The organism is Novipirellula sp., from assembly GCF_041583735.1.
GTDB lineage: Bacteria > Planctomycetota > Planctomycetia > Pirellulales > Pirellulaceae > Novipirellula.
This window is the reverse complement of record NZ_JBFHFD010000552.1, coordinates 1-5,897: the sequence shown is the minus strand read 5'-3', so window position 1 is coordinate 5,897 and position 5,897 is coordinate 1. Positions and strand designations below refer to the sequence as shown.

Below are 5,897 nucleotides of genomic sequence, written 5' to 3'. Positions count from 1 at the left end.
GTTCCAGTGCCAGTTGCATTTTGAACCGACGACGTTGTATTGGGCGTGCAATCCGACGTTGAACCAGACGGGGCTGTTGAAGGCACCGTGTTGATGCAAGCAAAGCCATGTCAAATCGCGGTAAAAACGCTCGCCATCTTCAGGTGAATCAAAGTAGCCGTCTTCGAGTCCCCAATCGGCGATGGTACGGGTGACGCGGTGGACCAATTGGCGAACACTTCGCTCTCGCTCGCCTGGGTTTTTGGGATCGCCGTAGAAGTACTTGGATACGACAACGTTGGTGGCGAGCTGAGTCCAGCTGGCAGGTACTTCACAGTCGTTCTGCTCGAACAGCGCGCTACCGCTTTCGTCCTTGATCGTCGCGCTTCGCAATTCCCAACGCGTGGTCGCAAACGGAGTCTCGCCATCGTCAGGACAGAATACGGAATCGATCTTCAGCCCCTCCGCGACATCGGCCCCGTTTCGCGAGCGGAGCTTTTTGCCAAATTTTGATCGCGCATACTCCACGCCGTGCTGCTCGTTCACGCGTTGCAACGCAGGGTCGTTGACGGTCGAGCTTGAGCTTTCGTGGGTGCGTTCAGATAGAACCGATGCCATCGCTTTGAGACTCCTAAAGGGGTTCGTCCGTGGGGCTTGTACCGATCGCCAAGATTTAAGTCGCGATCCTCGCGAAACGTCGGATACTTACCAAATTGATATGAGAAATGAACTTTGTCGCCTGCACGCGTGGGTGCTTATTTTGCGTTCACGGGGGGGATTAACCGATTCAACCCGATATCTTATTCGATAACGCAGCGTCACTCTAAACGTTAATGCCATCACTACCCGTAGTGCCGATCGCGGCGAAACCACACTACATGTGGGCGACTCGCGAATCTTAGGGATTGCGTCAGGCCTGTCAAACCGAATTTTGATTGATCCTTAAGTCATGGCTGAACAACGGTTTACAATCATCCCTTCGACAACCATCGAATCACGTTTTTCCTGGCCAAAAATCCCTAAGTGGTTTGCTGTTTAAGGTTTAGTGAATTTTGCTAGCATTAAAAAATTTGATTTAGAAATCTGGTCGGATTTTGGAAAAAGATCCGGGGTACAGCGACACTGCGGCAAACTGGGGACTGTGCGGGTGATCACCAACGTGGTGCCACACACCGTCTACTTTGGTATCGCCGTGGCGCGGGGCCCGTCGGTTACGGCGTGAATAAACGTGCGAGATAGACCGGGCGGTTTGCGCCGCACCGCTATAAACACCACCCATTCAATGCGAAAGCAGGAAGGGGGCCCAGCAGGATGGCTGGGGGTATCGCTTTCGTCTTTGAGAAGGCAAGATACTTTGTGCTAATTCACTGAGTGGAACAGGAACGAATCGAATGACACGACGCTACGCAATTTGTAATGAGACTTTTCAAGATTGGCCTCTCGAGCGAGCGGTGAAATTCGCGAAGGAAGCGGGGTATACGGGGTGGGAAGTCGCCCCCTTTATGCTTGCCGACGATCTCCGTTCGTTTGGCAAGGGGCAACGAGACGCTTATCGCGAGACCGTCACTTCGGCGGGGCTCGAGATCGTTGGGTTGCATTGGCTGCTCGCCAAGACCGAAGGGTTCCACTTGACGACCTTGGATGCGGAAACCCGCAAACGGACTGCGGCCTATTTGAGGGAATTGGTTCAGTTGTGCAGCGATTTAGGAGGGCGTTTGATGGTGCTGGGGTCGCCGCAGCAGCGGAATTTGACCGAGGGCCAAACGATGCCGCAGGCGATGGAAAACGCAGCGGAGGTGATTTCCGGGTGCGTCGACTTGCTAAAAGAGCTCGATGTCAAAATCGCCTTAGAACCGTTGGGGCCTCAAGAGGGGAACTTTTTGAACACGGCTGCCGAGGCGAGGGAATTGCAAGCGATGATCGGCAGCCCGCAGGTGGGGTTGCATCTGGACGTCAAGGCGATGAGCACCGAACCCGATCCGATCGCCAAGGTGATTCAGGACAATGCGGATTGGATGATCCATTTTCACGCGAATGACCCTAATTTACTGGGGCCAGGCATGGGAGAAATTGATTTCCGCCCCCTGTTTGCCGCGCTCGACAAAGTGGGGTACGACGGATGGGTCAGTGTGGAAGTGTTTGACTACTCGCCTGGGGTCGAGCGGTTGGTTAACGAAAGCATGCAAAACATGCTGGCCGCTCAAGCGTAGCGCATGGCATCTCGCATGCCATTACGTTCTCGCATGCCATTACGTTCTCGCATGCCGTTACTTTCTCGCATGCCGTTACTTTCTTACATGCTGGCACTGCGGGGGGTGAAGATCGTTAGTCAGGCGGTGAGTTGGTAGTCACCGCACGTGATGATCGGATCAGCGACAGGCGACCTTGGAAGCTAAGTTGCTCTTGGGCTGTCAATCGATCACAATGTACGGATCTTCTCTCGCTTCATCAACTTCATCGGAAGGGTGCGGATCGGCATGTCACAACCCACGGAGCCATCCGATCAAGAACCGTCGACGAGCTCCTCGGCGGAAGATCCTGCTGGACGCACCGCTGCGGCTGCATTGTCCAGCGATTCGCGACCCTCGGCTGCGGCGGCTCCGAATCCAATGGATGGCGGGCAGTGGCGACCGGTGCGTCCGGAGGAACTATTGCGAAAGAACATGCCCGTCGACGCGACGCCGAGCGAGCCGCAGGACAATCCAAAATTGACTCGTCAGCGTCGCCAGGAACTCGAGGTGCATTTGCGATCGTGCCCGACGGATCAGAACGCGTTTCGTGAGTTAGCGGCGATCTATCGCAAAGAGGATCGGCCGCACGAGGCCAAACGTGTGCTCACCGAAGCGGTGCGGATTTTTCCCGAGGACATGTCGTTGCTATGGGAGCTCGAAGAGGCCAAGTTGGCGAGGTCGCTGCAGCAATATCGCGAGGTCAGCGATTTGGCGGGGCGACTAAAAACAACCGAAGTCGAACGCGAGATGAAGCGAAGTCGAGAGGATTGGGCGTATCGCCGAATCGAAGTGTGTGATGCGCGTTTGGCACGCGATCCCTCCCTACGCCATTTACGATTGGTGTTGGCCGAGGCCTACATTGATTCCGAACAACATGACAAAGCGATCCGGGTCATTGACGAACTCGTTGAGTTTGATGAGTTTTCGCCGCAGGCCTATCTGCTAAAAGGGAAATGTTTACTCAGCCTGGGTCAGGACGTTCAAGCGATGGCAGCGCTTCGGGCTGCGGGGCTTCGCCGCGCCGTCGTCGGCCCGCTGCCAATTCGATTCGCGGCGCTGAAATTGTTGTGCGAAACGGCTGAACGACTTGGTTTGGATCTGACGCTCGAGCATTACAAACGTCATCTCGCGATCGTTGAACAGGATCTAGTGAAACACTCCGCAGCGGCAAAGAAAAAACATGCTAATTGAAGATCCTCTGCTTTTTTAAAGGCTTACCGTCATGAACCAAGCTGTCGTTGATCCCGAACAACTGCGTCAATTCGCAGCACACCTGCACCGGTTTGCCGAAGAGATGAAACAGCGGTCGACCATGCTCGCGTCTCAGATGAACCAACTTGAACAAACATGGCGTGATGAACAGCAGCGCAAGTTTGGCGAAGAGTTCACGACTCAGATGCGGCAGATTTCGCGGCTGATCCAATCGACCGAAGAGCATGTGCCTTACTTGATGCGAAAAGCCGAGCAAATCGACGCCTACCTTGGACGCTAAACTTATGCAGATCCCACCTCGTCTTTTCCGGTTCGGCGGTGACAACCATGTCCACCAGTAATGTTCGCAATATCGATTCTCTTGCGGCGATGCAGGTTGGTATTTTGCGGTTGTCGGATGATTGGTCGAAAACGATCCAAGAATTGCGGGCGATGGTGCAGCGGGCGGAACAATATTTTTCGCAAACCCAACCCCAGTACTGGCGTCATCAATTGCAACTGGCCGAGCGAGAGATCAACGAGGCCAAAGATGACTTGGCTCGCAAACGTGCGTCGCTGCGACCCGAAGACCGTCCGGCCGCCAGCGAAGCGGTTGCACGGGTGCAGAAGGCCGAGCGTCGACTTCGTTATTGCGAAGATAAACGTCGGCAGCTTCGTTCCTGGGCAATCGAGGTTTCCAAGGTCTGTGATGACTTACGAGGCCCGCTTGCGGATTTGAACGAGCACTGCGATACGATGTTGCCGCAAGCCGCACGCGAGCTTGGGAGCTTGGTCGATCAGTTGCGAGTGTACGCCGAACAAACACGCCAAAACGAACCTTAGAAGGAACGCATTCCATTTCGAATTTTCGGGGCCGAAACGTGCTGGTGGTTGGCGACAACCCAGTCGACACGCAATCGTTGTGCGATCGATTATCGCAGTGGTCATTGTCGACATTCCCGTGCGCCAGTGCGACCGTGATGGTCGAACAATTGCGAGCTTTGAAACCATCTCAACCTCCGTACGACTTAATTCTGCTGAGCGCAGGCGTTTTGGCAAAAAAGGGGAGGCAGTGGCGTCAGCAACTCGAGAACGATCCCTCGATCGCTGCAGTACCGGTTATCCTAGTGGCAGTCCCCGATGGAATGTACGACGCACTTGATGCGTCCTCGGATTGGATTCGCCACCGTTTGCAGACTCCGGTTTCGATGACGGAATTGCGTGTCGCGATCGAATCCATCCTTAATCAAGCAAAAGCGAGAGAAAGCGTGTCGCCGGACAAACCAGGCACCGAATCCGTTGAATTTGATCGTGATGCCATGTTGCAGAACACCGGGGGCGATCGTCTGTTTGTCCGCAAGTTGATCGAGATGTTTCAAGTCGAATCGCGTCGGCAACTCGACGCCGTTGGCGATGCCGTCGAAGCACGCGATGGCGCAATGATCAAGGCTGCGGCACATGTGTTGAAAGGTTCCGTCGCGTTGTTCGGAGCAAGTGGATGCGTTGCCGAAGTCCTAAAACTCGAAAAAATGGGGGAGCGAAACGAGTTGCGTCACGTCGAAACGCAATTCGAAGCGATTTGCCGATTGACCGCGGGGCTGTCCAATGCACTGGATGTCTATCTGGCGGAAGAGCATACAGAATAAGCTTGCAGCCCAATCGACTCGGCGACACGAACGTCGACGTGCGGACCAAGGGATAAATTAGGTAGCGGTGGCCCACCGCGTTGTCGATTTGATCTCGCCGCGTCACACGCTTGCTACCTCGCTGCCTTGCAACGGTAAAACTTCCACGCTGAATTCACTCAATTGCTGCTGCTTGCATTGGATGGCATGCGATACAATGAGCGGCATGAAGTTATTGATTGCAGAAGACAATCCGTTGTGGTTGAAGGTGATACAGACCAACGTCCGGTCATGGGGGTTTATTCCTGTGATTACCGAGGACGGCGAGGAGGCGCTGCGATATTTGTCGAACGAGGATGCACCGCGGATTGCGGTGCTTGATTGGCAGATGCCCAAGGTCGATGGCATCGAAGTGTGCCGCCGTATTAAAGAAGACACATTGCGTCCGTACACCTACGTGATGCTGTTGTCCGGCCGCGACACGAAACAAGATGTGGTGACGGGGTTGGATGCGGGGGCGGACGAATACATGACCAAGCCTGCGGACTTGGATCTTCTGAAACGACGTTTAACTGCAGCACGACGGATCATCGAAGCGATACCACCCGAGGGTTGGTCACGGCCGAGGGTGGAGGGTTACGAAGTCAAACAGGTGCTCGGTCAAGGCGCCTTTGCCACCGTTTGGGAAGCAGTCCATGTGGCTACGCAGCGTCCGGTGGCATTAAAAGTGTTGCGAGTCGATTTGGCAACCGAAAAAGTGTTCAACCGTTTTGCCAACGAGATCAAGGTGATGCAAGAGTTTGATCATCCTTATCTCGCCAAAATCTACGATAGCCATATTGATTCGACACTCGGTTATTATGCGATGGAT

The 5,897-nt window shown here is 54.4% G+C and carries 6 protein-coding genes and 1 pseudogene; 6 read left to right on the top strand and 1 reads right to left on the bottom strand.

Translation table 11 applies throughout. The features are described 5' to 3' along the window. Positions 1-597, bottom strand: a pseudogene (locus ABX962_RS28045) (vitamin B12-dependent ribonucleotide reductase); the annotation flags it as partial. Between the two features lie 773 nt (positions 598-1,370). On the opposite strand from ABX962_RS28045, the gene ABX962_RS28040 reads away from it, so the two are divergent. The 6 genes from ABX962_RS28040 to ABX962_RS28015 form a co-directional block, all read left to right on the top strand. Next, the gene (locus ABX962_RS28040) at positions 1,371-2,189 is read left to right on the top strand and encodes a sugar phosphate isomerase/epimerase family protein (protein WP_372724407.1); all 819 of its coding nucleotides are present in this window, start codon (positions 1,371-1,373) and stop codon (positions 2,187-2,189) included. 267 nt (positions 2,190-2,456) lie between these two features. Beyond that, complete coding sequence (locus ABX962_RS28035) at positions 2,457-3,401, top strand: tetratricopeptide repeat protein (protein WP_372724405.1); 945 nt, start codon at positions 2,457-2,459, stop codon at positions 3,399-3,401. 31 nt (positions 3,402-3,432) lie between these two features. Continuing rightward, the gene (locus ABX962_RS28030) at positions 3,433-3,702 is read left to right on the top strand and encodes a WXG100 family type VII secretion target (RefSeq protein ID WP_008692616.1); all 270 of its coding nucleotides are present in this window, start codon (positions 3,433-3,435) and stop codon (positions 3,700-3,702) included. 47 nt (positions 3,703-3,749) lie between these two features. Next, the gene (locus ABX962_RS28025; RefSeq protein ID WP_372724403.1) at positions 3,750-4,244 is read left to right on the top strand and encodes a hypothetical protein; all 495 of its coding nucleotides are present in this window, start codon (positions 3,750-3,752) and stop codon (positions 4,242-4,244) included. Positions 4,245-4,288: 44 nt separating this feature from the next. Continuing rightward, positions 4,289-5,047 (top strand): Hpt domain-containing protein, encoded by a 759-nt coding sequence (locus tag ABX962_RS28020; protein WP_372724401.1) that lies wholly within the window; start codon positions 4,289-4,291, stop codon positions 5,045-5,047. 205 nt (positions 5,048-5,252) lie between these two features. Next, a partial coding sequence (locus ABX962_RS28015) for a response regulator (protein ID WP_372724399.1) occupies positions 5,253-5,897 on the top strand: 645 nt, incomplete at its 3' end.

Excerpts from the sequence above, each read along its gene's own strand:
- ABX962_RS28040 (WP_372724407.1), top strand. The coding sequence starts at position 1,371 with ATGACACGACGCTACGCAATTTGTAATGAGACTTTTCAAGATTGGCCT.
- ABX962_RS28035 (WP_372724405.1), top strand. The coding sequence starts at position 2,457 with ATGTCACAACCCACGGAGCCATCCGATCAAGAACCGTCGACGAGCTCC.
- ABX962_RS28030 (WP_008692616.1), top strand. The coding sequence starts at position 3,433 with ATGAACCAAGCTGTCGTTGATCCCGAACAACTGCGTCAATTCGCAGCA.
- ABX962_RS28025 (WP_372724403.1), top strand. The coding sequence starts at position 3,750 with ATGTCCACCAGTAATGTTCGCAATATCGATTCTCTTGCGGCGATGCAG.